This is a genomic window from Aquimixticola soesokkakensis, from assembly GCF_900172375.1.
GTDB classification, from domain to species: domain Bacteria; phylum Pseudomonadota; class Alphaproteobacteria; order Rhodobacterales; family Rhodobacteraceae; genus Aquimixticola; species Aquimixticola soesokkakensis.
Genome location: NZ_FWFS01000008.1, coordinates 106,102 through 131,386 on the forward strand (window position 1 = coordinate 106,102; position 25,285 = coordinate 131,386).

Annotated in this window: 22 protein-coding genes; 12 read left to right on the forward strand and 10 right to left on the reverse strand. The window is 61.0% G+C overall.

The annotated features are described in order from the left end of the window. Window positions 1–47: 47 nt before the first annotated feature. Window positions 48–473 carry a globin domain-containing protein gene (locus AQS8620_RS11280; protein ID WP_159453235.1) on the reverse strand — a complete coding sequence of 142 codons (426 nt, stop codon included), beginning with the start codon at window positions 471–473 and terminating at the stop codon, window positions 48–50. Between the two features lie 68 nt (window positions 474–541). Then, window positions 542–736 (reverse strand): zinc-finger domain-containing protein, encoded by a 195-nt coding sequence (locus AQS8620_RS11285; protein WP_085837005.1) that lies wholly within the window; start codon window positions 734–736, stop codon window positions 542–544. 172 nt (window positions 737–908) lie between these two features. On the opposite strand from AQS8620_RS11285, the gene AQS8620_RS11290 reads away from it, so the two are divergent. Continuing rightward, window positions 909–1,844 carry an ABC transporter ATP-binding protein gene (locus AQS8620_RS11290; RefSeq protein ID WP_085837006.1) on the forward strand — a complete coding sequence of 312 codons (936 nt, stop codon included), beginning with the start codon at window positions 909–911 and terminating at the stop codon, window positions 1,842–1,844. An 87-nt stretch (window positions 1,845–1,931) separates the two neighbouring features. Here AQS8620_RS11290 and AQS8620_RS11295 read toward each other — a convergent pair whose 3' ends face one another. Together AQS8620_RS11295 and AQS8620_RS11300 are read right to left on the reverse strand one after the other, a co-directional pair. Then, the gene (locus tag AQS8620_RS11295) at window positions 1,932–2,309 is read right to left on the reverse strand and encodes an HIT domain-containing protein (protein ID WP_085837007.1); all 378 of its coding nucleotides are present in this window, start codon (window positions 2,307–2,309) and stop codon (window positions 1,932–1,934) included. An 11-nt stretch (window positions 2,310–2,320) separates the two neighbouring features. Further along, entirely contained in the window at window positions 2,321–3,898 is a 1,578-nt protein-coding gene (locus tag AQS8620_RS11300; RefSeq protein ID WP_085837008.1) for a DUF5928 domain-containing protein, read from the reverse strand. Window positions 3,899–4,044: 146 nt separating this feature from the next. Here AQS8620_RS11300 and AQS8620_RS11305 point away from each other — a divergent pair, with 146 nt between their 5' ends. Further along, window positions 4,045–4,863: a sulfotransferase family protein gene (locus AQS8620_RS11305; RefSeq protein ID WP_085837009.1), complete on the forward strand. Its 819-nt coding sequence runs from the start codon at window positions 4,045–4,047 to the stop codon at window positions 4,861–4,863. A 66-nt stretch (window positions 4,864–4,929) separates the two neighbouring features. On the opposite strand, the gene AQS8620_RS11310 is transcribed toward AQS8620_RS11305, so the two are convergent. Further along, window positions 4,930–5,559 carry a TetR/AcrR family transcriptional regulator gene (locus tag AQS8620_RS11310; RefSeq protein WP_085837010.1) on the reverse strand — a complete coding sequence of 210 codons (630 nt, stop codon included), beginning with the start codon at window positions 5,557–5,559 and terminating at the stop codon, window positions 4,930–4,932. Window positions 5,560–5,645: 86 nt separating this feature from the next. Here AQS8620_RS11310 and AQS8620_RS11315 point away from each other — a divergent pair, with 86 nt between their 5' ends. Further along, window positions 5,646–6,545: a cation diffusion facilitator family transporter gene (locus tag AQS8620_RS11315; RefSeq protein WP_085837011.1), complete on the forward strand. Its 900-nt coding sequence runs from the start codon at window positions 5,646–5,648 to the stop codon at window positions 6,543–6,545. A gap of 4 nt (window positions 6,546–6,549) precedes the next feature. Here AQS8620_RS11315 and AQS8620_RS11320 read toward each other — a convergent pair whose 3' ends face one another. Then, a complete protein-coding gene (locus AQS8620_RS11320; RefSeq protein WP_085837012.1) occupies window positions 6,550–7,302 on the reverse strand; it encodes a hydroxypyruvate isomerase family protein in 753 nt (250 codons plus the stop codon). Next, window positions 7,299–7,904: a DUF1285 domain-containing protein gene (locus AQS8620_RS11325; protein ID WP_085837013.1), complete on the reverse strand. Its 606-nt coding sequence runs from the start codon at window positions 7,902–7,904 to the stop codon at window positions 7,299–7,301. Before AQS8620_RS11325 ends, AQS8620_RS11320 begins: the two co-directional genes overlap by 4 nt. 93 nt (window positions 7,905–7,997) lie before the next feature. Between AQS8620_RS11325 and AQS8620_RS11330 the strand changes: the two genes are divergently transcribed. From AQS8620_RS11330 to AQS8620_RS11345, 4 genes are read left to right on the forward strand one after another with little or no spacing between them, the layout of a single operon-like run. Further along, complete coding sequence (locus AQS8620_RS11330; protein WP_085837014.1) at window positions 7,998–9,005, forward strand: AAA family ATPase; 1,008 nt, start codon at window positions 7,998–8,000, stop codon at window positions 9,003–9,005. Further along, window positions 9,002–9,874, forward strand: a complete 873-nt coding sequence (locus AQS8620_RS11335; RefSeq protein ID WP_085837015.1) for a DUF58 domain-containing protein — start codon at window positions 9,002–9,004, stop codon at window positions 9,872–9,874. The genes AQS8620_RS11330 and AQS8620_RS11335 overlap by 4 nt, the downstream gene beginning before the upstream one ends. Then, complete coding sequence (locus AQS8620_RS11340) at window positions 9,875–12,640, forward strand: DUF4159 domain-containing protein (protein WP_085837016.1); 2,766 nt, start codon at window positions 9,875–9,877, stop codon at window positions 12,638–12,640. Further along, window positions 12,637–14,706 (forward strand): hypothetical protein, encoded by a 2,070-nt coding sequence (locus AQS8620_RS11345; RefSeq protein ID WP_085837017.1) that lies wholly within the window; start codon window positions 12,637–12,639, stop codon window positions 14,704–14,706. Before AQS8620_RS11340 ends, AQS8620_RS11345 begins: the two co-directional genes overlap by 4 nt. Window positions 14,707–14,711: 5 nt before the next feature. Here AQS8620_RS11345 and AQS8620_RS11350 read toward each other — a convergent pair whose 3' ends face one another. Then, window positions 14,712–15,434 carry a DUF599 domain-containing protein gene (locus AQS8620_RS11350; RefSeq protein WP_085837018.1) on the reverse strand — a complete coding sequence of 241 codons (723 nt, stop codon included), beginning with the start codon at window positions 15,432–15,434 and terminating at the stop codon, window positions 14,712–14,714. A gap of 379 nt (window positions 15,435–15,813) precedes the next feature. Here AQS8620_RS11350 and AQS8620_RS11355 point away from each other — a divergent pair, with 379 nt between their 5' ends. Then, a complete protein-coding gene (locus tag AQS8620_RS11355; protein ID WP_085837119.1) occupies window positions 15,814–16,635 on the forward strand; it encodes a trypsin-like serine peptidase in 822 nt (273 codons plus the stop codon). Between the two features lie 186 nt (window positions 16,636–16,821). Continuing rightward, entirely contained in the window at window positions 16,822–17,298 is a 477-nt protein-coding gene (locus AQS8620_RS11360; RefSeq protein ID WP_085837019.1) for an Hsp20 family protein, read from the forward strand. A gap of 83 nt (window positions 17,299–17,381) precedes the next feature. Here the strand turns inward: AQS8620_RS11360 and AQS8620_RS11365 are convergent, their stop codons facing one another. Together AQS8620_RS11365 and AQS8620_RS11370 are read right to left on the reverse strand one after the other, a co-directional pair. After that, entirely contained in the window at window positions 17,382–19,553 is a 2,172-nt protein-coding gene (locus tag AQS8620_RS11365) for an esterase-like activity of phytase family protein (protein ID WP_085837020.1), read from the reverse strand. Between the two features lie 99 nt (window positions 19,554–19,652). Then, window positions 19,653–21,635: an ethylmalonyl-CoA mutase gene (locus tag AQS8620_RS11370; protein WP_085837021.1), complete on the reverse strand. Its 1,983-nt coding sequence runs from the start codon at window positions 21,633–21,635 to the stop codon at window positions 19,653–19,655. A gap of 339 nt (window positions 21,636–21,974) precedes the next feature. On the opposite strand from AQS8620_RS11370, the gene ccrA reads away from it, so the two are divergent. The 3 genes from ccrA (at window position 21,975) to AQS8620_RS11390 (ending at window position 25,247) form a co-directional block, all read left to right on the forward strand. Continuing rightward, complete coding sequence (gene ccrA / locus AQS8620_RS11375) at window positions 21,975–23,249, forward strand: crotonyl-CoA carboxylase/reductase (RefSeq protein ID WP_085837022.1); 1,275 nt, start codon at window positions 21,975–21,977, stop codon at window positions 23,247–23,249. Window positions 23,250–23,742: 493 nt separating this feature from the next. Beyond that, window positions 23,743–24,456: a helix-turn-helix transcriptional regulator gene (locus AQS8620_RS11385; RefSeq protein ID WP_085837024.1), complete on the forward strand. Its 714-nt coding sequence runs from the start codon at window positions 23,743–23,745 to the stop codon at window positions 24,454–24,456. Between the two features lie 155 nt (window positions 24,457–24,611). Continuing rightward, the gene (locus AQS8620_RS11390) at window positions 24,612–25,247 is read left to right on the forward strand and encodes an acyl-homoserine-lactone synthase (RefSeq protein ID WP_085837025.1); all 636 of its coding nucleotides are present in this window, start codon (window positions 24,612–24,614) and stop codon (window positions 25,245–25,247) included. Window positions 25,248–25,285: the final 38 nt, after the last annotated feature.

Below are 25,285 nucleotides of genomic sequence, written 5' to 3' on the forward strand. Positions count from 1 at the left end.
ATGCGTTTGGCATCTTGTGCCACGTTCCGACGGTGTCTTCCAGTAGGTCAGGCGCTTGGCGGGGCAATCCGCGCGCCCTCGATCATCGTGTTCGAAATAAAGGAGAGCACTTCGCCCCAAGCGGCAGAGGTGTCACGGGTCCAGGTATCGCCCGCATGTGCCGCCAGCGTGTCCATCAGCACCTCGCAAACGATGTGATACTGTCCGTCCGAGACGCCATAGGCGCGATGGTCCGCCCCCATTTGCCGCAGCGGCTCGATAAGGCTTTCGGGCGCTTCCAGCGCTGAAAGTGCAAGCTGCATCGTCGCCTCAAGCTTGAGGGCTTGGGTGGAAATGTCTTTGGGAAACAACTGGCGCACACTGGGTTCGACCACGAACAGGCGCGTGTAGAATTCCTCAAGAAGCTCGGGGCAGGTCGAAAACACGGCCTGAAAACTGGTCCGCACAAGCGCGGTTTTGTCAGCGGTCAACATGGGCAGCTCCCGATTGGCGTCCTGAGACATGCCTATCGCCAAACCCTTAAGAACCTCTGAAACCGTGCTTAGCTTGCGGGTTTTGCCGAATCCAGCGTCGAGGAGGCGTGGATGTATTTCTTGTCGCAATAGCCACATTCGACAAAGCCGCTGGCATGGGGAATCACCAGCCACACCCGCGGGTGCCCCAACGCGCCCTCACCGCCATCGCAGGCGACTTTCCAGCTGTTAACCACTTCGGTTTCGGGCGCATCCATCGTCATGGAATGTTCTCTCTCGTCATTGGGCGGTGCAGGCGCAATTGCAGCAAGCGACCGGATCGTTTGGCGTCGCGCATTTGCTTTTGGTCAAATCGCGGCGTAAGTCAGGGCCATATGATAACGATCTGCAAGGGCGCGACAAGGGGGCGCGTTTTGCAGGTCGCAGGGGAAGCGGATGACACAACACGCAATCGAGATCAAAGGCCTGCGCAAAACCTATGCAGGACGTGCAGGGCAACCGCCCAAAGAGGCGTTGAAGGGGATTGATTTGACGATTCCGGCGGGGTCGATCTTTGGCCTTCTCGGCCCCAACGGCGCCGGAAAATCCACCCTGATCAACATTCTGGCCGGGCTGGTGATCAAATCGGCAGGCAATGTGTCGATCTGGGGCTTTGATCAGGACGTAAACCCGCGTCAAAGCCGCGCGGCCATCGGCGTCATGCCCCAGGAATTGAACCTGGATCCGTTTTTCACCCCCCGCGCTGCGCTGGAAGTGCAGGCTGGCCTCTACGGCGTGCCCAAACGCGACCGGAAAACCTCCGAAATTCTCGACTTGATCGGCCTCACCGACAAAGGCGAAGCCTATGCGCGGACGCTGTCGGGGGGCATGCGACGCCGCCTTCTGCTGGGCAAGGCGCTGGTTCACCAACCCCAAATCCTCGTGCTCGATGAACCCACCGCTGGCGTGGATATCGAATTGCGCCAAATGCTGTGGCATAACGTGCGCCGCCTCAACAAAGAGCGCGGCATGACGATCATCCTAACCACGCACTACCTCGAAGAAGCGCAGGAAATGTGCGATGAAATCGCCATTATCAACCATGGCGAAGTGGTGGTGCGTGATCGCACGCAGGCGCTGATCGGGCGCATGGACGCCAAAACGCTTGTGGTAACCCCCGAAGGCGCCACGCCCGACACATTCGACCTGCCTGCAGGGGTGACGCTGGACCGCCGCACCGATGGCGCACTGGCATTTTCCTATGCGCGCGGTCAGACGAACGCAGGTGTCGTGCTTGATGCAGTGCGTGCTGCCGGTGTGACGATTGGCGATGTCGCCAGCGTGGAGCCCGATCTCGAAGACGTCTTTGTCGCCCTGACATCGGGTAAATAAAAGACATCGGCGCGCAGGCCCCCGCACACCGATGCTGTTTCTTTCGGATAAAAATACCCGACCACGCCAGACACAGGCTGTGCGGGATCAGGCGCTCACCAACGGCCCCACAGGCGCCCCCCCCAGGAGATGCACGTGAAAATGTGGCACTTCCTGGTGACTGTGCGCCCCCGAATTGGTGATCAGGCGATAGCCTTTGCCATCATGGGCCTCCGACAAGCCCTGCTGCTTGGCCACCTCGGCCACCGCTTTGAAAAAGCCGACGATCTCCGCGTCGGATGCGGCTGTCATAAAATGGTCGTAGCAGCGGTAAGGGCCTTTGGGGATCACGAGAATATGCGTGGGGCGTTGGGGCGTGATATCGGGAAACGCATAGGCGAACCGATCGTCGAAAACCGGCTTGGACGGAATCTCGCCGCGTAGGATTTTGGCAAAAATATTCTGCTCGTCGTAGGTGTAGCTCACGGTAGGTATCCTTAATCGGAAAACAGGTAATCGGTTTGGGCGATGCGCCGCGCGGTGTCGTCGTCGATGTCCAGAAAACGCGCCAGCGGCCCCGTGTTCTCGTCAACGCTGGCGCTTTGGCGAATGCGGTGCAGGTTTTCCAGCCCCTCGTCACGCAGGCGGTCGCTTTCAAAGGTGACATCGCCGCGAATGGTCGGCAAGAGGCGCGCCATCGTGTCGGGCGTGGTATGATCCCCCGCAAGGCCGACGCGTTTGGCGTGTCCGATCAGATATTCGTCAGTAAAATCACATTCGATTTCAAGGATTTGTGTGCGCGAGCGATCCGAGTGGAAATCGCGCACCAAGTCGATATTGGCACTGTCGAGGCAGATGAGCATCCGGTCGGTGTTGTTGTAGTCAAACAACATCCGTACCAGCGCACGGCGGTGGCGGGTGCGCTTGCCCAAGCCCTTTTCGATCCCCCCCAAAGGAGGCAGCGGCGTGCTTTCCTCGTCGAACAGATATTCGACACAGGGGATATCCGTGTGATGCTTGATCTGCGCGAGCAAGCGTTTGGCAACGTGCCATTTCTTGCAGACAACGATCAGCAGTTCGCGCTCGCGCCCCAGCGAACTTTCGGTTTCCCAGAACCGGGGCGCGAATCGCCGTCCCACACGGCCACGGTTGGTGATGAACTTGAACAGCGACGCCCCTTCGCCCGAGATCGAGAATTGCGCCGCATCATCGGCGTAAAGCTCGCCCAGGCGCGATTTAAGCGCCTTGGCTTCGGGGCTGATTTTGCGGGCGAACAGGAAATCCTGACTCAGCAGCAAATCGTAGCTGTCGTTGTAAAAACTGACGGGCATCCCGTAGTCGGAAAACATCAGGAAGGTCAGCGTGCGGGTCTGGATTTCCTTTTCGGGAATCAGGTGTCGCACCAAGGTCTGGAAAAAGGTTTCATCCGGAATCCACGTGGTCGCAAAAAATTTCATCACATCGCGCCGCGTGCGGCAAAACTCCAGAATCGCCTCGATGGTGCGGCGGCGCAGACACCACCATTGCGACCCGATCTGGATCTGTAGATCGGCAGGGATCGCGCGGGTCAGCCCAAAGCGGCGTTGCAGGTTGAGCGAGGCATAGAACAGCCATTTTTGCGTGCGTTCGTTGAAAAAATGCCGGTAAATCAACCGGTCTTCCTTGATGCCGGTTTTGATCCAGTCGCTTTCAAAGAAATCGAAGCTTTCGACATAGTCGATGTCGGTTTCGTCGAGGAAATCATGCATGTATTTGGCCGATTTGATCGACATGCAGTCGCCCGATAGCATGTAGAAATGCGTCGCGCGCGGAAAGGCGGCTTCTGCGGCCTCAACGGCGTAGAGCGTTGCCTGGACCAGCGACCACGCGCCCCAGCCGCATTTGATTCGCTTTTTGGCAAAAGTGACATTGGGGTTGTCGTCCAGGGCCTTTGTCATCCGGGAATAGGCCGCTTTGGGGGCGCGCGCGTCAAAATGGATGGCGATGTAGTCGCCCACCGCGGTGAGGCGCTGGGCTTGTTCAATAATTGCGTCCGGGTCCTTGTGACAGAGAAGGATGAACGCAATTCGTGCCATTTTGGAAACCTTAACCCAATTTTTGCCGCATTGTTCGCATAGATAGCCTAACCAACCATTGAATACACGGGGGCAATTTGGTCTTTAGGGTCTAAAGCGCACCGTGGATAAACGTGATGCGTCGAGGCCAAGGAGTAAAGTCGAACATGGGTTTTCCTGGAACCTGGATGACGGAGAGCGAAAGTGTCGTTTACCGTGTCGTCCCTAAATGTGCCTGCTCGACCATCGGGCAGATCATGTATTATTCGGATCACGGCGCGTTTTTCGACGGCGACATCCATGATAGCACCGCAGGGCTGCACAAATGGGCGCAAGAGGACAGCCAGCCTTTGATCGAGGCAAATGTCAAAGCGCATGCCTCTTACGCCTTCACTTGCGTGCGCAATCCCTACACGCGCATTTTGTCGTCCTTCTTTGACAAGATTTGCGGCATCCAGCGCAATGGTCGTCGCTATCGCGGCAATCTTGTGCCGCTGTTGATCCAGAAATACGGCATCGAAGTCGGTGGCGAAGATGGCAAACAGGAGTTCGACCAGATCGCCTCCTTCCGCCGCTTTTTGCTGTTCGCGCGTGACACCATGCGCTGGCGTCGCCCGATGGAGCCCGATATCCACTGGTCGGCAATGGCCGGTCATGTCAGTACGTTCATCGTCAACGGCGGGCGCTACGACAACATCTTTTTCACCGAGAAGTTCAACGAGGGCATGCAATCCGTGCTCGACAACATCGAGACCAAACATGCGGTCGATCTTGCCGCCATCCCGCGCTTTAACGAAAGCGAAGGGCATGGGCCCAAGCGGTTGCATCCGGTCGAGGACTATTTTGATGATTTGTCCAAACATCTGGTTTGGGAAATCTACAAAAAGGACTTCCAGCTGTTCAAATACGACTTCGACAATCCCGGCAACAAAATGCCGCTCAGCGAAGTCGATCTGGATGAGGTGCACGCCAAGCTAGGCGAATAGGGGTCGGTCGGAAAACGACCGGTTTTGGAACGGGGCGCAGGGCAAGACTGCGCCCTTTTTTCCATTTCAGGGCTGTTGCGTGGGCTGGTGGTCGTCCTGGGTGCACAGATGCAGATAGCCCAGGGCCGCACGGGTGACGCGCGCGGCGAGATTATCCCAATCGCGTTCACCGGCCTGCACCGCCCGCGTCACCATCCCATGGGTCAGGGCCGCCAGATCAAAGGCGGCTTGGGACGGATCGGGAAGCGCATGGGTGCTTAAGGTCGCGGTCCAGATGGCGCTGATTTGGGTTTTCAAGGCCTCGCTTTCGGCATCTAGCGGCAGGTGGCTTTCGGCGGCTTCGAGCGCACGCGCAAGCTCGGGCGCTTCGGTGTGATGGGCAATCGAGGCGCGGATCATGCGCGTTGTCGTACTGCGCAAATCGTCACCGCCCTGTTGCGCGGCCCGTTCCAGATCGTGCAGATGCTCGCGGCGCAACTTGCGCAGCAGTTCTGCCAGAATGGCCTCTTTGGTCGGAAAATATTGATAAAGCGAACCGATGGAGACGCCTGCGCGCGCAGCGACGAGGTTGGTGGTCAGCGCATCGACACCCCCATGGGTCAAAATGTGAGCCGCGGCCTCTTCGATGGCGGCAACGGTGGCGCGGGCGCGGGCTTGGCGCGGGGTTTTGCGGGGGCTGATAGGGGCGCTGGGCATGGAGGGATATGCGAGTTTCAAATGTGAGGAATTGCTCACATTATAGCGGGACTTGCTGTTGTGACCAGAGTTGAAAAGGAGGTCCCATGCCACACGACCATTCCCACGCGGGGCATAGCCACGCCCATATCGACCCGAATGCGGGAGATTTGCGTGTGGCTGCGGCCATTGGTGTGAACCTGTTGCTGACGGTTGCCCAGATCATCGGCGGCATTGTGTCCGGATCGATGGCGCTGATTGCCGATGCGATCCACAATCTAAGCGATGCCGTGTCCCTCGTGATCGCCTTTTGGGCGCGCAAGATCGCGCGCAAGCCGCGTGACGGGCAGATGACCTTTGGCTATGCGCGCGCCGAGGTGATCGCGGCGCTGATCAACTACACCACCCTTGTGACGGTCTCGATTTACCTGCTCTATGAGGGCGTTGCGCGGTTGATCGATCCGCCCGGTGTCGACGGCTGGCCCGTGGTCTGGCTGGCGGCAGTGGCCTTGGTAATTGATGCGGCGACGGCGCTTTTGACGTGGAAAATGGCGAAAGACAGCGTGAATATTCGGGCCGCTTTCCTGCACAACCTTGCCGACGCGCTCTCCTCTGTGGCGGTGATCGTCGCGGGGATTTTGATCCTGCTCTACGATTGGCGGCTGGTAGATCCGATCGTCACCATCGGCATCGCGCTGTATATTTTGTGGCATGCCTTTGGCGAGGTAAAACCGGTGATTTCCATCCTCATGCTCGGCGCGCCCGCAGGGCAGGACGCAACGGCTGTCACCGCGCGTCTTGCGCAAATTGACGGGGTGTCGGACCTTCATCATGTCCATCTGTGGCAAATTGACGAGCGGCGCAGTTCTGTCGAGGCGCATGTGGTCGTCGCGGGCGATGCTGCGCCGGTATTGCGCGCCTTGAAAACCGTTCTGCGCGCGGAGTTTAACATCACCCATTCGACCTTCGAAGTCGAAGCGCCGGGGCAGGGCTGCGCACAGGCATAAGGTGTTAGCCTCGCGCTTTCAGCCAGCTCAATCCGTCGATGGTGCGCGTTCGGGGGGTGTATTCGGCGCTGATCCAGCCGGTGTAGCCGCTGCTTGCCACCATGGCGCAAAAGCCGGCGGCGTCGAAGGCACCTGTGTCGGGCTCACTGCGCGCGGCGCTCGCGATCTGGACGTGGCGGATGATCGCGCTGTGTTTGGTCCAGGCTGCGGGCACATCGCCGGTGAGGTGGTGAATGTGATAGGTGTCAAACAGCAGGCCAAGGTTGGGGGCCGCGACCTCGGCGATGATGTCGGCCGCCAGATCGAGACTGTCGAGGAAATAGTCCGGTTGTTCGATCGGGGTCACCGGCTCGATGACAAAGCTTTGCTGCGGCGCGCTGGCGCAGGCCAGTACGAGGTTGCGCACAAAACAGTCCCGTGCCTGCGCGCCGCGCGCGTTTCCGGCCATGATATGAATGTGGTGAGCGCCAAGTACGCGGGCGTAGCGCAGCACGCGGCGGATATCCTGGGCGAATCGTGCTTCGGCTTCGGGAAGGGCGGCAAAGCCGCGCATGCCGCCGGCGTAATTGGGCGGCGGGCTGTTGAGCATCACCATTTCCAAACTCAGGTCGTGCAGCTGGCGGGCAATATCGGCCGCGTTTTGAGCATAGGGGAACAGCACCTCGACAGCGTCGAAACCTGCGGCTTTGGCGTCAGCAAAGCGTTCGATAAAGGGAAGCTCCCGGAACAGGAACGACAGGTTGGCGGCAATTTTCATTCGCTGTTGCCTTGCGCCTGTTCGGGCGATGTCGGATCGGGGGCGATGGGAAAGAATGCGCCACCCGACCAGACACCGAACCAGTCGGCGCCCCGATGCGGTTGCACGACACCCAGATCGACCATGCGATAAAAGCTTTTGCGATCAATGCGGGCCTCAAGCCCTGCGCGGATTTCGACATAGGGCGCGGGGGTCCCGTCTTCGGCCAGTGTGACGCGGATCGGGTGCTTTGGCCCCGCAAGCGCGTGATCCCCCACGGAGGTGAGGAAGCGCAGTGTCTGGTCGCGGCCCTGACCGCTTGCCTCGATGTCGATGGCCAGAAACGGGACATCGACCACGCGAATCCCGACCTTTTCGGCGGGCGTGACCAGAAAGTAGGCGTCCCCTTCGCGTTTCAAGATCGTGGAAAACAGCCGCACCAGTTCGGGGCGGGTAAAGGGGCTGCCAAGATAGCGCCAAGTGCCGTCGCGCGCGATTTCCATGTCCAGATCCCCGCAAAACGGCGGGTTCCACAGGTGAACGGGGGGCAGGCCGCGACCGGCGTCGCTTTGGGTTTTTGCGGCGCGCAGGCTGTCGGCGATGTCGCTTGGCGAAACTGTCACGATGTTTTCATCCCCAAGATGCGTTTGCTGTTTGGCATCTGCAGCATAACCTCATTTAATGGGGCGCGAATAGTGTGAGCAGGAGAGCGCGTGATGAGCGGACCCGAAGACCTCGTCGTCGAGATCGAAGCCCTGGGCGAAAAGCTGGCGGCGGCGAAGGCCTCGATCACCAAACGCTTCATCGGGCAGGAAAGGGTCGTCGACCTTGTGCTGTCCTCGATGCTGTGCGGCGGTCATGCGCTTTTGATCGGCTTGCCGGGCCTGGGCAAAACGCGGCTGGTCGACACGCTGTCCACGGTGATGGGGTTGAAGGGCGCGCGGGTGCAATTCACCCCCGACCTCATGCCCGCCGACATTCTGGGATCGGAGGTTCTGGAAACAGCGCCGGACGGCAGTCGGGCGTTTCGCTTTATCGAGGGGCCGATCTTTTGCCAGATGTTGATGGCTGATGAAATCAACCGTGCCAGCCCGCGCACCCAATCCGCGCTCTTGCAGGCGATGCAGGAAAAATCCGTGACAATCGCAGGCAAGGCCCATGACCTGGAGGCGCCGTTCCACGTGCTCGCCACCCAGAACCCGCTGGAGCAGGAGGGCACCTATCCCTTGCCCGAGGCGCAGCTCGACCGCTTTATCGTGCAGGTCGATGTCGACTATCCCGACCGCGCGACCGAACGCGACATCTTGCTTGCCACCACCGGTGCCGAGGACGGCGAGGTGCATGAAGTGTTCACCGCCGCCGAATTGATTGCTGCGCAAAAATTGCTGCGTCGGATGCCTGTGGGCGAGGGGGTCGTCGATCTGATCCTTGATCTTGTGCGCGCCTGCCGCCCCGAGGAAGCCGAAGCCACCGATCCGGTGAACGCCTCCGTGGCTTGGGGGCCGGGACCGCGCGCCGCGCAGGCATTGATGTTGACCGTGCGGGCGCGCGCTTTGCTTGACGGGCGCCTCGCCCCCTCGCGCGAAGACGTGGTTGCCATGGCGCGCCCGGTGCTGAGCCACCGCATGGCGCTGACCTTTGCCGCGCGGGCGCGGGGCGAAAAACTGACCGATGTGATCGACAGTGTCGTGGCGGATGTCACCCGCACGGTGCGCGCTGCGTGACCACGCCTGCCGCCCTCCGCTCGCGCGCCGAGGCGCTTGCCGCGCCGCTTCCGCCTCTGATGGCAGAGGCCGAACAGCTTGCGCGCACCATGCTTTTGGGCGCGCACGGGCGGCGGCAGTCGGGCATGGGCGACGAGTTCTGGCAATATCGCACCGCCCAAGCGGGCGATGAGGCCAAGACGATCGATTGGCGTCGCTCGGGACGGTCGGACGCCCATTACGTGCGGGAAAAGGAATGGCAGGGCGCGCAGTCGGTGATGATGTGGGTCGATCGTTCGGCCTCGATGCGGTTTGCCTCTGACAAAACCCTGCCTCAAAAGGCCCGCCGTGCGGCCAACCTGTCGCTGGCGCTGGCGATTTTGTTGATGAAGGGGGGCGAGCGTGTGGCGCTGGCCTCGCTCGGGACGCCGCCGCGCATCGGCTCGTTGCAGCTCACCCGTATCGCTGAGGGACTGCTCGACCCGGATGAGGCCGATTACGCACGTCCCGAAATCAAGGGCCTGTTGCCCCATTCGCGCGCTGTGTTCATTTCGGATTTTATGGGTGACCTCGCCGCCATCGAACACGAAATGGCCAAAGCGGCGGATCGCGGCGTGAAAGGCGCGCTGATGCAGGTGCTTGATCCGCTCGAAGAGGCCTTTCCTTTCACGGGGCGCACGGTGTTCGAAAGCCTCGGCGGTAGCCTGCGACACGAAACCCTGCGCGCGGGCGATTTGCGCCAGCGCTATCTCGAGCGGCTCGCCGAGCGGCGCGATCACCTGTCGCGCCTCGCCCGTGCGGGGGGATGGCAATTCACCACGCATCACACCGACACCCCCGCGCAATCGGCGCTTTTGTGGTTGTTCGAAGCCCTGCAGGGAGGCCGCTGAATGGTGGTATTCGGCCTTCTCGGGTTCACAGCCCCCTGGCTTTTGCTTGGGCTTTTGGGCCTGCCGCTGCTCTGGGTCGTGCTGCGCGCGGTGCCACCGGCGCCGCTGCGCCGCCGCTTTCCGGGGGTGGTGCTTTTGCTGGGCCTTACGGACCGCGATTCCGAAAGTGATCGCACGCCGTGGTGGCTTTTGCTGCTGCGGATGCTGGCGATTGGTGCGCTGATCATCGGATTTGCGGGGCCGATTTTGAACCCCCAGCCGCGCACCGGCGGCAGCGGGCCTTTGCTGGTTTTGCTCGATGGGACTTGGGCCGATGCGCCCGATTGGGAAGCACGGATGTCACGGGTGGACGCCGCTTTGGATGAGGCGGATCTGGACGGGCGCGTGGTGGCGGTTGCGCTTACGACGGATTTGCCCGCGGGTGGTCCGCAGTTCCTTGCGCCCTCGGATTGGCGTTTGCGCTTGGCCGGGCTTGCCCCTGCCGCTTTCGAACCCTCGCGGGAGGAGGTCGACGATTGGGTCGCTGCGCTGTCGGGCGCGTTTGACACCTTCTGGCTCTCTGACGGTGTGGCGCGGGAGGCGCGCGCCCCCTTGCTTGCGGCGCTTGGCGCGCGCGGCACGGTGCGGGTGTTTGAAACCGGTCGCAGGCTGTCGGCGCTGCGGCCCGCACGTGTCAGTGAAGGGCGCCTTGAGGTGCCCGTGGTGCGACTGCGCGCGGGTGAGGCCCAGAGCGTCACGGTGTTGGCCAAAGGCCCTGATCCGGCGGGGATCGAGCGTGATCTGGCCGCAGGGGAGGTGACCTTCGAGGTAGGGAGTGCAGAGGCATTGTTGCAATTGGAACTTCCGGCCGAATTGCGCAACCGGATCACGCGGTTCGAGGTGCAGGGCGCGCGCTCTGCGGCGGCGGTGACCCTTGCGGACGACAGTCTCAAGCGGCGCGAAGTGGGGCTTGTCACCGCGCGCGAGGGGCGCGAAGGGCTGGAACTTTTGTCGCAATATCACTACCTGCGCGCGGCGTTCGAGGGGACCGCCGATCTGGTGGAAGGCCCGCTGGAAGACGTGGTCGCTGCCCATCCCGATGTGCTGGTTCTGGCCGATATTGCGCAGCTTTCGGGGGCCGAGCGCGACGAGATCACCGATTGGGTGAGCGCGGGGGGCACGCTGTTGCGCTTTGCCGGTGCCCAGCTTGCCGCTTCGGATGTCAGCCGCGACAGCGAAGATAGCCTGATGCCCGTGCGCCTGCGTGCGGGCGGGCGATCTGTGGGCGGCGCGATGAGCTGGGGCGAGCCCAAGCAGCTTGCGCCTTTCGCCTCTGCCTCGCCCTTCTTTGGGCTGCCGGTGCCGGTGGATGTCAGCATCAACGCACAAGTTCTGGCGCAACCCGACCCCGATCTGCCCCAGCGCACGATTGCGGCGCTGAGCGACGGGACGCCTTTGGTGACCCGCAAGGCGCTGGGCGAGGGGCAGGTTGTGTTGTTCCACGTCACGGCCAGCGCCGAATGGTCCAGCTTGCCGCTCTCGGGTCTGTTCGTGCAGATGCTGGAGCGCCTGACCGTGACCTCGGCCAGTGGCACGCCGGATGCAGCCGTCTTCGAGGGGCGGATGTTTACGCCCGATCAGGTGCTCGACGCCCAAGGCCGGTTGCGCGATGCGGGCGCGATGGCGGCTGTGGCGGGAGAAGACCTGCTGGCAGGGGCGTCGCGCGCTGTACCGCCGGGGCTTTATGCAGGGCTGGAACGGCGGGTGGCGATGAATGTGTTCGACGCAGAGAGATCCTTGGGGGCGGCCGACTGGCCCGCCTCTGTGCCCGTCGAGGGGCTGCAGGCGCGGGTCGAGCGGTCTTTGATGCCGCCGCTGTTGCTGCTGGCTTTGGCGCTGATGGCCTGCGATGCCCTTGCCTCGCTCGCGTTGACGGGGCGCTTGCGCGGCCTGCGCGCGCTGGTGGCGATTTTGGGGATCATGATCCTTGTGCCAAGCGCCCCGCTGCACGCGCAAGACAGCGCCGCCGCGGATGCCTTTGCCCTGGAGGCCACGCAGGATGTGGTTTTTGCCCATGTGATCACGGGCGATGCGCGGGTGGACGAGGTCGCCTTGGCAGGGATGCGCGGGCTTGGGGTGACGCTGTATCAACGTACCTCGGTCGAGCCCGCAGAGGCGATGTCGGTCGATCTGGAAACCGACGAGCTGTCCTTTTTTCCAATGCTCTACTGGCCGATTTCAACGGCGCAGCCACTGCCGTCGCCAGCGGCCTATGCCAAATTGAACCGCTATCTGCGCGGCGGCGGGATGATCGTTTTCGACACACGCGATGGCGGCATTGCGGGGTTGGCCGGCACCAGCCCCGAGGCGCTGAAGCTGCGCGAAATTGCAGCGCCGCTTGATATTCCTGCTCTCGAAACCATTCCGCAAGATCATGTTTTGACGCGGGCTTTTTACCTGCTGCAACGGTTTCCGGGCCGTTTTGACAGTCTCGATGTCTGGGTCGAGGCCGCGCCAGCGGGGGCCACGCAGGTCGAAGGCATGCCGTTTCGCAACCTCAATGACAATGTGACGCCCGTGGTAATCGGCGGCAACGACTGGGCCGGCGCCTGGGCGATGACCGCAGCGGGCCTGCCGCTCTTGCCGGTGGGGCGCGGCTATGCCGGGGAACAGCAGCGCGAACTGGCCGCACGCTTTGGCGTGAATCTGGTGATGTATGTGCTGACGGGAAATTACAAATCGGATCAGGTCCATGTACCTGCGCTTTTGCAAAGGATCGGGCAATGACAGCGGATCTGGTCTTTGCGCCGCTGGTTCCGTGGAGCCTTTTGGCCGTTGCCGCTTTGGTCATGGCGGGCGTCGTGGCGCTGGGGCTGTGGCGGGGCTTGCGGGGCTGGTGGCTGCGGGGTCTGGGCGCTTTGGCGGTGCTGGCCGCTTTGGCAGGGCCGGGCGTGCAGCGGGAGGATCGCACACCGCTAAGCGACATTGTCGTGCTGGTGGTGGATCAAAGCGCCTCTCAGGCGCTATCGGATCGTGCGGCGCAGATTGCGCAGGCGCGCGCGGCTGTCGAGGCGGAAATCGCGGCGATGCCCAACACCCAATTGCGCGTCGTCACCCTGGGCGATGGCGAGGAGAACACCGGCACACAGTTGATGACCCGCCTCGCGCAGGCGGTGGCCCAAGAGCCGCGCGCGCGGCTGGCGGGCGCGATCTTGTTGACGGATGGGCAATTGCACGACGTTGCGGCCGCGCCCGATTTGCCCGCACCGCTGCATGTTCTGCTGACGGGACATGACACCGATTGGGATCGGCGTCTGATCGTGAAAAACGCTCCTGCCTTCGGGATCGTCGAGGAAGAAGTGTCGATGGTGCTGCGCATCGAGGATCAAGGGGCGACACCTTTTGCCGATGGCGCGCGCACAACGGTCGATATTTCCGTCGATGGCGGCGCGCCGCAACGCTTTACCGTGCCCGTGGGGGAGGACCTTGATCTGCCGTTTGTGCTACCGCACGGGGGGATGAATGTGCTGCAGATCACGGTGCCGACGGGCGCGGGTGAATTGACCGACCGCAACAATAGCGCCGTGGTGCAGATCAACGCGGTGCGTGACCGCCTGCGGGTGCTTTTGGTGTCGGGCGAACCCCATGCGGGCGAGCGCACCTGGCGCAACCTGTTGAAATCCGACAGCTCTGTGGATCTGGTTCATTTCACCATTCTGCGCCCGCCCGAAAAACAGGACGGGGTGCCGGTGACGGAACTGGCGTTGATCGCCTTTCCCACGCGCGAATTGTTCATGGAAAAAGTCGATGATTTCGATCTGATCATTTTCGACCGCTACAAACGGCGCGGCATTTTGCCGGCCGATTACTTTGCCAATATCGCCCGCTACGTCGAGGAGGGCGGTGCGGTCCTCTTTGCCACAGGGCCTGACTACGCCACTGCCGACAGTATCTATCGCAGCCCCTTGGGCGCGGTGATCGACGCACGTCCCACGGGGCAGGTGGTGAGCGAAGCCTTCACGCCGCAGATCACCGATCTGGGGGATCGCCATCCGGTGACGCAGGGGCTTGCGCAGGCCTTTGGCACCACCGAGGCCGGTTTGCCCGAATGGGGCCGGTGGCTGCGCCAGATCGATCTCACGACACAGGGCGGTGAGGTGGTGATGAGCGGCGCGCAGGACAAGCCGCTGTTGGTTCTGGACCGCGTGGGGGAGGGGCGCGTTGCTGTGCTGGCCTCGGATCAGGCGTGGCTTTGGTCGCGCGGCTACGACGGGGGCGGCCCGCAACTGGAACTGCTGCGTCGGCTTGCCCATTGGATGATGAAAGAACCCGAACTTGAAGAAGAAGCGTTGAGCGCGACCGCGAGCGGCACGCGGATGACCGTCACGCGGCGCAGCTTGCAGGAGGGCGCGCGGGATGTGGTGATCGAAGCGCCGGACGGGTCATTGGTGACCTTGCCGATGGTCGAAGTGGCCCCCGGCCGGTTCGAAGCGGAGTTTGAGGGGCCGGAAATGGGGCTGTATCGTTTGCAACAGGACGACCTTGAGGCGGTCGTTGTGCTTGGCCCCGATGTTCCGGTCGAATTTGAGGAAACGATTGCCACGGGCGACAAGCTGGCGCCGCGCGTCGAAGAGACGCGTGGGGGGGTGTTGTCGGTTGCGGCGGGGCTTCCCGACATCCGGCGTGTTTCGCAGGGGCGGGTCGCAGCAGGGCGCGGTTGGATCGGCATCACGCCGCGCAACGCGTTCGTCGCCACGGATGTGCGTTCAGGCGCATTGCTGCCTGCATGGCTGTGGTTGCTTTTGGGCGCGGGGCTGTTTGTCGCCGGATGGCTGCGCGAAGGCCGCCACTGACCGGCCTAGAGCTTGCGGCTGTCGTCGGGAATCGGGGCGGGGCGATCCAGAAGGGCTTTGCGCGAGCCGGAGGCAAATTCGCGCCGCCACAAAACCCAAAGCGTAAACAGCGTGCCGAGAATCAGGGCCTCGGGTCCCAAAAACCACGTAAGCGCCCCAAGACCGAAATAGATCGAGCGCAAACCGCGGTTGAAGGCGCGCGCTGCCGTGATGTTCAAATCCGCCGCCTGGCGCGCCCGCCAGAGCGATTCGGGGTGATCCGGTTCGTTCGGAGTCGAGGCCATGACGACCGCGCAGTAGCCAAAGAGCCGCGTGGACCAGATAAATTTGAGCAAAGCGTTGGTAATCAGCAACACAATCAGCAGTGTTTTGATCTCCCAAATCACCACGGGCATGTCGATGGTGAACTCTTCTGCAACGCCGGAGATTCGCTCTGCGTTGCCGATCATGGCCACCGCGCCGCCGATGGCAATGAGGCAGGCAGAGGCAAAAAACGTGGTTGAATCACGCAACGTCGAGAGGATGTTTGCATCAAAGATTCGCGGTGTGCGTGTAATCATCTGAATCATCCAATCCCTGCGATATTGCGACATAATTCGCGAAACAGAGGGGCGGGACCTGGGGGGATTTTCGATATGCCAACTGATCCCGACCCAAGAGATCAGAAACAATGCGACGGCAAAGAGATCGAGGCCTGAAAACAGGCCGAGGCGTTCGATGAGTTCCATAGCCCCTGATACCGCGCAACGGGGCGGCAAACCAGCGGCTGTTAATCAACCCGACATTTTTACAAACACGCATGTTTGAAACATGCGTTCAATTTTCAACTGACCGTGATCGGGTTCACGTTAATTTGCATATTGAGAATTCAACATTGCAGAACCGGAACCCATTTTGATGCGCATTTTCACGACTCCTTCAGCCGATTCCCGTTACTCTTGGGGTATCGCGGACGATTCGTCGCAAAATCGTATCGCAGATGGATATTTGGGGGCGACATCGGCGCAAATGACCCGAAAGCGCCGCAATTGTTCTCGAGCAGGCCACATTCCTGCCCAAAGCAGAAATTAACGATTTAGATGTCGAAAAGGTTAATGGCAGGACATGATGCGACGCTTACTAACAGCACTCTTTCTTATCGGACTTACGGGTGCTCAGGGGATCTCTACTCCTGCTCAGGCAGACACCGCGCTGAAACAATTCCGCACCGGAGTGGACAGCGCAGGCTGGGAAGCGGTCGGGCGCCTGGACTTTGCGGGGCGCAGTTTTTGCACCGGCGCGATGATCACCCCGACGCTGGTTCTGACCGCCGCCCATTGCCTTTACGACATCGACAGCGGGCGCGCACATAGACCTCAGGACGTTACCTTTCGCGCCGGATTGCGCGATGGCCATTCCCAAGCGCTCCGCAGTGTCCGCCGCCTTGTCGCACATCCCGGATACCGCCACACAGGTGGCTCGAAATCGGACCGCCTGACCAACGACATTGCCCTGATCGAACTGGATACCGCCGTGACGGACCGCTCGGTTGTTCCTTTTCCTACCAGCCTGCGCCCCGAAAAAGGCGACACCGTCGGCGTTGTGTCCTACGCCCATGACCGCGCGAACGCCCCGTCGTTGCAGGAATCCTGCCACATCCTGGCACGTCAGGGCGGTGTTCTCGTCACAAGCTGCGAAGTCGATTACGGCTCGTCGGGGGCGCCGATCTTTTCGATGCGGGGGGGGCGAGCCCAAATTGTTTCGATTGTCTCGGCAATGGCGGAATTCAAAGGGCAAAAAGTGTCTGTGGGCACGGCGGTTGACGGCTCCCTCGATGATCTCCTTGCCTATGCAGCCTCTGGGCGGAAAACCTTTAAAAAAGCGGATGCGTCAGATGTGCTGGCGGAATTCTCCAACACCCGCTTTCTTCAAGCCGTTTTGCCGAACTGATCTGGTCGAACCGATCTGGTCGAACCGATCTGGCCAAGCCGATCATCATCTCCAGTCGCTGCGCAGCCTCTTGAACCCCGAAATTGCGATGCCTACCTGACTAAAGCCGGACGCCACAACGGGTTCGGCTTTTGGCTTGTCCCGTGTGGAAAGCCGCAACGGAATCGCTCAAGAGAGGATACCCCTATGCGTACGTTTGACCTTGCTCCGCTGTACCGTGCCACTGTCGGTTTTGATCAGGTTGCCGATCTGATGGACCGCGTGATGACCAATGAGGTCGCACAGCCGAGCTACCCCCCCTACAACATCGAAAAAACCGCCGAAGATAGCTGGCGCATCTCGATTGCCGTCGCGGGGTTCGCCCCCGAGGACATCACGCTGGAGCAGCGTGAGAACGCTCTTTTTGTCTCCGCGCGCAAAGCACAAGAGGAGCCAAAGCGCAGCTACCTGCACCGCGGCATCGCGAACCGCGCTTTCGAGCGCCGCTTTCACCTTGCCGATCATGTACGGGTGACCGGCGCGCGCCATGCCAACGGGTTGCTCGACATCGATCTGGTGCGTGAGGTGCCTGAGGCGCTCAAACCGCGCCGCATCGAAATCGAGCGCAATGCGCCCACTCACGAGATCGAGGCGAAAGCTACTCAAGAGACGCAGGACGCCTGAGACAGCGGCGAAGCTGACATGATAAAACGCCCGGGGATCACTCCCCGGGCGTTCGTTTTTGTCAGGTTCTGATCTGCGCAGCGTTACATGGTGCCGGCTTGGCCAAGGTCGAGAAAGAAGGTCTCGCCCGAGCTGTCATCCACACCGTCGTTGTCGGTGACCGCGAACATTTCGCCGTCGACATCGATGGCAAAGCCTTCGACCTTATCCACCACATAGCCGCCGAAGGCTTTGAGGTCGGGGATCAGGTCGCGGACCTCTTCCTTGGCAATGACCGGCAACTCGGACCCGAGGGGGGCAGGCACCATGTCGGCGGCTTTGAGGCGGTAGAGTTTCTTGATCGCTGCCGCGTCACCGATCTGGTTGTCGCGCTCGACGATGTAAACCCAGTCGCCATGTGCCGTGATTTCCGACAGTCCGGTCCAGCCGGTGTCTACCGCCGCTTTTTCATAGGCCACTGCGCCCCATTCACCCGACGAAGGCGTATAGGCGACCAGTTTGACGTGGTTTTGTGCGTCGTCTTTCCACTCGCGCTGAACCGCCATCCACAGGGTGTCGCCAATCATCGTGACGCCTTCGAACCCGAAGCGGACTTCATTGGCCAGCAATGCCTCGGGCAGCGTCACCTCTTGGGTGATCGCGCCGGTGGCGTCGAGGTGGTAGAGGGCGTGGGGGATGTCCTTTTCGGTGTTGCCTTCGGAGGCGACCCAAAACCCGCCCTGACCGTCAAGCGTGATGCCCTCCATATCGAGGCCCGTCGCCGTTGCGCCATCACGGGTGACGCGCATCGCCTTGGTGATTTTCGCCGGCTTCGCCGTTGCATCGATGGTAAAGATCGTGGGTTGGTTTTTGTAGAAGCTGTCGTTGACCGCATAGAGCAGGCCGGGGGTCTGGGCATCTGCGACAAGACCCGAGAGCGCGCCAAAACCGGTCAGCTCGTCCATGCCCTCGGTGGTGATCGTGGGATATTGCGCTTCGCCTTCGCCATATTCAAAGATCATGACATGGGCGCGCGCGCCGCCGTCCTCGATCAGGTCGCTTTCGTTGGCCGAGATCAGCAGGTTGCGCGACGGGATCGCGACATAGCCTTCGGGACCGACGCCCGAGGGCAGGATCTGTTTCAGCACGGGGGCGCTGGGATCGGTGACATCGTAAACGCCCACCGCCGAGCCGCGTTCGGAGCCGACAAAGACCATCGGCGTGCCGTCGAAACGGGCCACTTCAATGGACTCCGGCTCAACGCCTTTGGCATCCGAGCGTTTGTCGGGGTAATGGCCGATCTTGATCAATTCATGCTCAAAGGAGGCGCCGGATTCATAGACAACGGTGCCATCCTTGGCAAAAATCGTCCAACCGCGCGCGCCGCCGTCCATGTCGCCCTCGTTGGCGGTGGCGAAATGCGTGTCGTCGATCCAGCCCACAGCATCGGGTTCGCGCTTGCGGCCCATTTGGCTGTCGGTGAAGCTGAGCGCGCCGTTGTCGTCGGCATCGATGCCTTCCAGATCAACCGACCCGGCGGAGAAACTGGCGGTCACATTGCCGTCTTTGTCGATGATAACGATGTGGTTGTTTTCCTGCATCGTGACGACGGTTTCGCCCAGATCGTTCACTTTCACGAATTCGGGCTCGGGATCTTCGGGGCTGACCTCGGCCAGTCCGGTGACGTCCACGTCTTTGAGCGTCGCGCAATCGACAACGCCATCGGTGACGTTGAACATCGACACAAAGCCTGCGGGCATCTGGCCGGTGCGGCCATCGCCAAGGTCTTCGTCGCGCTCGTTTTCAACGGCGATCACAAGGAAAGAACCGTCCTTGGACAGCGCAATGGAGTCGGGCTGACCCCCGATGGCGCAGCTTTCGACGATCTCGCGGGTTTCGAGGTTCACCTCGACCAGCTGGCCGGAGGTGTTGACGTAATCCTTTGAGGTATTCACCGCAACATAGGCGCGCTGACCGATCACGGCGACCGATGTGGGTTCTCCGGGCATCTCGATATTGCCTAGCGGCTTGGGATTGGCGGCATCGGTGATGTCGATCAGGCCCACGACGCCCAAGGGGCTGTCGGTGTAGATCAGCGTCATGCCATCCTCGGAGGCGGCGATGATTTCTGCGGAGGTCTCGCGCGACTGATCCTCGCCCTGGGCCATATTGGACGGCACGGCAAAGCTGGACAGGCGGTTGAAATTCATTTCGGCCTGCGCTGCGCCGCTAAGCAGCGCTGTCGCGCAGGTTGCAAGAAGAAGATGCTTGAGCATGGGGGTCCCTCGGTTTTGTTTCCGACGGACATGGACCTGTTGGTTAACCGCCATGTGACAGGCGTGTTTCAGAAATGTGAAACACGCCTGTCGATTTGGTCAGGTCAGCGGATCAGGATCAACAAGGGCGGCGATGTCGAACATGATGCGGTTCAACTCGAAATCCTTGGGGGTATAGACCCGCGCGACCCCCAGTGCGCGCAGGGCCAGCGCATCGGCTTCTGGAATGATGCCGCCGACGATGACGGGGATATGGCCCAGATCAGCCGCTTTCATTTGGCCGATCAGATCCTCGATCAGCGGCAGGTGCGAGCCGGACAGGATGGACAGGCCGACGACATGGGCATCATCGCGCCTTGCGGCTTGGACGATTTCGGCGGGCGTGAGGCGGATGCCCTCATAAGTGATATCCATTCCCGCATCGCGCGCGCGCGCCGCGATCTGTTCGGCCCCGTTCGAGTGACCATCAAGCCCCGGCTTGCCAACAACAAATTTCAGTTTGCGCCCCAGTTTGGAGGACACCCGCGCGACCTCTTCGCGGATATCATCCAAGCCCTCGGTGCGGTTGGAGGGATTGGCCGCAACGCCCGTCGGGCCACGATACTGTCCGAAAGCGGCACGGACCATATTGCCCCATTCACCTGTCGTTGCGCCCGCCTTGGCGGCTTTGATGGAGGGCGGCATGATGTTGGCGCCCGATTGGGCAGCTGCGCGCAATTCTTCCAGCGCAGCCTGAACGGCAGGTTCATTGCGTGTGGCGCGCCACTGCGCAAGGCGGGCGATTTGATCGGCCTCGGCCTGCGGGTCGGCTTTCATGATGGCGCCATCGCCGGTGGTCAGCGGCGAGGGTTCGGCTTCGGTCCAGCGGTTCACGCCCACGACCGTGGTTTCGCCATCCTCAATCTTGGTGATGCGCTCGGCGTTGGCCTCGACGAGGCGCGATTTCATGTACTCGATGCAGGCAATCGCGCCGCCCATGCTGTCGAGCGTGGCCAGTTCGTCGCGCGCGCCCTGTTTGAGGGCCTCGACCTTGGCCTCGATGGCGGGGTTGCCGTCGAACAGATCGCCATATTCCAGCAGATCGGTCTCATAGGCGAGGATTTGCTGCATCCGAAGCGACCATTGCTGGTCAAAGGGACGCGGCAGGCCGAGGGCTTCGTTCCATGCGGGCAGTTGCACCGCGCGCGCGCGGGCGTTTTTCGACAACGTCACCGCGAGCATTTCGATCAGGATGCGGTAGACGTTGTTTTCGGGCTGTTGTTCGGTCAGCCCCAGCGAGTTGACCTGCACCCCGTAGCGGAACCGGCGGAATTTGGCGTCGGTGATGCCGTAGCGTTCACGGGTGATTTCATCCCATAATTCGACAAAGGCGCGCATTTTGCACAGCTCGGTGACAAAGCGGATACCGGCATTCACGAAAAAGCTGATGCGGCCCACCATCGCGGGGAAAGCCTCGGGCGGCACCTTGTTTTTCAGATCGTCGAGCACGGCGATGGCGGTGGCCAGCGCATAGGCCAGTTCCTGCTGCGGCGTCGCCCCCGCCTCTTGCAGGTGGTAGGAACAGACGTTCATCGGGTTCCATTTGGGCAGATGTGCGCGGGTGTAGGCCGCGACATCGGTGATCATGCGCAAAGACGGCTCGGGCGGGCAGACATAGGTGCCGCGGCTCAGATATTCCTTGATGATGTCGTTTTGCACCGTGCCTTGCAGGGCGCTGATATCCGCGCCCTGTTCCTCTGCCACCGCGATATAGAGGGCGAGCAACCAGGGGGCGGTCGCATTGATCGTCATCGAGGTGTTCATCTGTTCAAGCGGGATATCGGCAAACAGCGCCCGCATGTCCCCAAGATGCGCCACGGGGACACCCACCTTGCCCACTTCGCCGCGCGCGAGTTCGTGGTCGCTGTCATAGCCGGTCTGGGTCGGCAGGTCGAAAGCGACGGACAGGCCGGTTTGCCCCTTGGCAAGGTTGCCCCGATAGAGCGCATTGGAGGCGGCGGCGGTGGAATGGCCCGCATAGGTGCGAAACAGCCAGGGCCGGTCCTTTGTGGCGGGTTCGGGGGCAGCGGTGGTCGCGTTCATCTGTGTCATAGAACCTCGCGGCGATAAGAAATATAATTTCAGTTAAACGCAGTTATAGGAAATAAAGTGGCTTTGTCAATTCGCCGCACTGCGGCGGGGGACAGCACTTTCGCCGCACCTCCCCCGCTTTCTTCTGATGCCCTTGGCGTATTCTCAGGGCATTTTCCAAATTTTCTGCATCCGCTCGGTTATAAAATTTCAAAAAGACTAACGTAGTAGTTGAAATGTTGCGCACTGATCCGTAATTAAGGGTGGAACGCTGCGATTCTGCGTTGCGGCACATTTTGATCCTGAAGGGGATGCAGCACCGCAAGGTGACGACGAGAGAGGAGACTTGTCATGGCGCTTGATACGAACCAACCGTCCTACACGGCGGCACAAAAAGATCTCTATGAAATCGGGGAAATCCCGCCGATGGGCTATGTGCCCGCAAAGATGTACGCATGGGCGATCCGGCGCGAGCGCCACGGCGAACCGGACAAAAGCTTTCAGGTCGAGGTGGTAGATACCCCCGAGATCGGTTCGCATGAGGTGCTGGTGCTCGTGATGGCCGCTGGCGTGAATTATAATGGCGTCTGGGCGGGGCTCGGCGTGCCGATTTCGCCCTTTGACAGCCATGGCGCCGACTACCATATCGCGGGCTCGGATGCCTCGGGTATCGTTTGGGCCGTGGGCGATAAGGTCAAAAGCTGGAAAGTCGGGGATGAGGTGGTCATCCACTGCAATCAGGACGACGGGGACGACGAGGAATGTAACGGCGGCGATCCGATGTTTTCGCCCACGCAGCGGATCTGGGGCTACGAGACCCCCGATGGTTCCTTTGCGCAGTTCACCCGCGTCCAGGCGCAGCAGCTTTTGCCCCGCCCCAAGCATCTGACATGGGAAGAAAGTGCCTGCTACACGCTGACGCTGGCCACGGCCTATCGCATGTTGTTCGGCCACCATCCGCATGAATTGAAGCCCGGCCAGAACGTTCTGGTCTGGGGGGCGTCGGGGGGGCTTGGGTCCTTTGCAATCCAGTTGATCAACGCGGCAGGGGGCAATGCCATCGGCGTGATTTCCGGCGAGGACAAGCGCGACTTTGTCATGGGGCTGGGCGCAAAAGGCGTCATCAACCGCAAGGAATTCAACTGCTGGGGGCAGCTGCCCACGGTCAACACACCGGAATATAAGGAATGGTTCACAGAGGCGCGCAAGTTCGGCAAGGCGATCTGGGACATCACGGGCAAGGGCAATAACGTCGATATCGTGTTCGAGCACCCCGGCGAGGCGACTTTCCCCGTCTCCACCCTTGTGTGCAAAAAAGGGGGCATGGTGGTGATTTGTGCGGGGACCAGCGGGTTCAATTGCACCTTTGACGTGCGCTACCTGTGGATGCACCAAAAGCGCGTGCAGGGCAGCCACTTTGCCCATCTCAAACAGGCGGCGTCGGCCAACCGGCTGATGATCGAGCGGCGCATTGATCCCTGTATGTCGGAAGTCTTCGGCTGGGACGAGATCCCCGATGCGCATGTGAAAATGATGAACAACGAGCATAAGCCGGGAAATATGGCGGTGCTTGTCCAGTCCCCCGCGACGGGCTTGCGCACTCTTGAGGATGTGCTGCACGCCTGATCCACCTGATCGCTGTACTGCTCAAAAGCCCGCCGCTTGTGCGGGCTTTTTTTGTGGTTGGGACAGCTTGGTGCAGGGCAGGGGTGTCGTAAATCGCCCTTAGGTTGATCTTATGTTGCGAATCTCTGTGGCAGGGAGGATGGGTCGTGCCTGCGTCGGGTGACGTCAAATAGGATCAACTGAGCACGATTCTGGATCAGTTTACGTCAATTCAGGAGTTTACAGTTGCCAGCCTCGCTATTTTTGGGGAGGGTATATCTGCGAATATCCGCTTATGTCGGCACATGTTAGGGTTGTTCTATTCACTGAAACGCCTGACAAAATGAGGTTCAAATGCCGAACGAATGGATCATTGATGTACTGACCGATCTCAGAGCATTTGCCGAGAAAAACGGACTGCCGGCCACCGCCGACCAACTGGACGACGCCCGTCTGATCGTTGCCACCGAACTTGCAAATGTCGCTGCGGATCTGTCGCAACGGGCAAATAGGAATGACGCTCCAAACCGAGAGCTTACTCGACTCCATTCAGGCTGCGGAAACGCTTGAAGCGTTCCAGACGGCGACCGAGGACCTGCGCGATGCGCTGGCGGTCAAACATGTGGTTTACCACTGGGTAAACAGCATCGGCGAGCGCTTCGGCGCGGGTACCTATTCATCCGACTGGGTGGACCGCTATCTTGAAAAGGACTACCTGCGCCTTGATCCGGTTATTTTTGGCTGTTTCCAACGGTTTACCCCCGTAAACTGGAAGCAGCTCGACTGGTCGTCCAAGGGAGCAAAGGCAATGTTCCTCGATGCGCTCGACTACGGGCTTGGCAATCAGGGCTACACGATTCCCATTCGCGGCCCCAACGGGCAATTCGCGCTTTTCACCTTGAACGCGGATATGGATGACGACAAATGGGATGCCTTTATCGACAAGCACGGGCGCGAATTGGTGCTGCTTGGGCATGAATTCAACCGTAAGGCGCTTGAATTCGAGCAGGGGAAGGAAACCGTGGCCGCACCGACCCTGTCGCCGCGCGAACAGGCGGCCATGACGGCGATGGCCAAAGGGTACAGCCGCGCGCAAGCGGCGGCCGATCTGGGGATTTCCGAGCATACGTTGCGCGTCTATATCGAGGCGGCACGACACAAATTAGGCGCCTTGAACACGACACATGCCGTTGCGCGCGCGCTTTCAAGCGGTCTGATCATCGTTTGATCGTGCACGCAGGCGGGAGCGAAGGCGTTGCGCAGCAGGCCGTAGCAACGAACGGCAGGGCAAGGCGGCGATAATCCCCCCGTCACGGTGCCAATAGCGGTTGGTAATCAGCGGGTTCTACCGTCGCAAGCGTCAGACGGATAAGGACCCTCACCATGCTGCGCTACATCTACGCCACCGACCTTCCCCAATTCCCCAAGCTGCGCGACACGATGTTTCGTGACCGCGCCGAGCAGTTCAAGACCCGCCTCGGCTGGGAGGTGCGGGTCACCGACAGAGGCGAGGAGCGCGACGAATACGACGACCTCAACCCGCTTTACGTGATCTGGGAACTGGAAGATGGCAGCCACGGCGGCTCGATGCGGTTTTTGCCGACGACCGGCGACACCATGGTAAACGACCATTTTTCGCATCTGACGGACGGCGTGCGGATCGAAAGCCCCCTGATCTGGGAATGCACGCGCTGGTGCCTGTCGCCGCGCGCGGATCGCCGCGTGTCGGCGGCGCTGACTTTGGGGGCGGGCGAATTGATGGCCCAAAACCATCTGGAACATTTCGTTGGTGTTTTTGATCCGCGTATGGAACGCATCTATCGCCTGATGGGCCTGTCGCCGGATGTTATCGGGCGGCACGGGACGGGGGCGGCGGAAATCGGCGTCGGTCTTTGGGAAATGAAAGAGGCGGCCTTTGCGCCGGTGCTTGCCAAGGTTGGCATTGACCGCGCGACCTCGAAACGCTGGTATCACAACTCGTTTTCACCGGTCCGCGACCTGATCCGCGCCATCGCCTGACTTTGTGCTCTGGTGCCGGTCACGGTGCGGCTGTAGGG